Source organism: Wolbachia endosymbiont of Cylisticus convexus (assembly GCF_003344345.1).
This window is the reverse complement of record NZ_QPIP01000176.1, coordinates 1-1,141: the sequence shown is the minus strand read 5'-3', so window position 1 is coordinate 1,141 and position 1,141 is coordinate 1. Positions and strand designations below refer to the sequence as shown.

Below are 1,141 nucleotides of genomic sequence, written 5' to 3'. Positions count from 1 at the left end.
TTTCTTCGGTTATTTTCCTCGCTTTCAACAGACAAGTGGCTTTCTATTTCACCTTCCAGACTTGCCTCTAGCAGCCTTTTTATAAATGGTGTTAATGCTCCATCTCTTCCTGTTAGCGGCTTACCTTCTCTGATAGATGATAAAATATTTGTTTCTAGTTCTTTATAGTCCACCAAACCTGTAGTTCTGTTTGCTATTTTTTGACTCATGTCAAACCTCCATTTTTTATATCAATTTATTACTTTTTTTTTGGTTTGACACACTTTTTTGAACGTTCCCTCAAAAAATATTTTTCATGATACAAAAAATTATTGTTGACTTTTATGCAATTAGAGAACTCTTCCGCATTTGTATTCGCTCCTGATTTTATCAATTCTCTAACCGTTTCTAGACGTTTCTCCGTTATCGCTAGGTGTAGTGCTGTATATCCTTCCACATCTGCTGCATTCACATCTACTCCTTTTTCGACTAGTAACCTCACTGTTTTTGCGTCTATTGCATAATGCAGAGCTGTTCTTTCCTTCTCGTCTCTTGCATAAATATTTTTATATGAGTTCTCTAATAATTCTTTTGCTGACTTATTAAATGCCTCTTTTCCTTTTTTACTCATAATCTACCCCACCTTTCTTTAAACCTAAGCCTTCTTTCTCACCACCTCATCTATCATTTCGTTCACTTTGCTCATTATCTTGCTTGCTAAATTTTTACATTCTTCCTTTATTACTGATTTGTCTCTCTTCCTTATTTCTCCTATCTCTATTATTTTTAACTCCGGCATATAGCTCCCATCCAACATGTCTGCTATTTCTCCCACTAGCCCTTCTATTCCATAGCACGTCAGTTTTCTACTTTTTGTTACTCCTCCTTTTTCTCTCAGAAATTTACTTGCTTTTTCATTCTCTCCACTATTCCATAAACAATACTTTTCACTTTCCCATATGTAATACATTGGTGTTGTTATTCAGTTGATTAACCTCAGCCCCTGCTTTTACTAGCTCTTTTATTATTTCAACTCCTGCTCCTCCTATTTTGCACGCAGAGTGCAGTGGTGTACATCCGCTGACATATTGAGTGGCATTTACTTCTGCTCCAGATCTTAGCAGCACTTTTACATTTTCTAAACTTTTTGCGAATACTGCAC

At 35.8% G+C, this 1,141-nt stretch carries 3 pseudogenes; all 3 read right to left on the bottom strand.

The annotated features are described in order from the left end of the window. Positions 1 to 209 (bottom strand): annotated as a pseudogene (locus Wcon_RS13150) (IS256 family transposase); the annotation flags it as partial. 119 nt (positions 210 to 328) lie between these two features. Then, positions 329 to 610 (bottom strand): annotated as a pseudogene (locus Wcon_RS13145) (ankyrin repeat domain-containing protein); the annotation flags it as partial. A gap of 24 nt (positions 611 to 634) precedes the next feature. Further along, positions 635 to 1,141 (bottom strand): annotated as a pseudogene (locus tag Wcon_RS13140) (ankyrin repeat domain-containing protein); the annotation flags it as partial.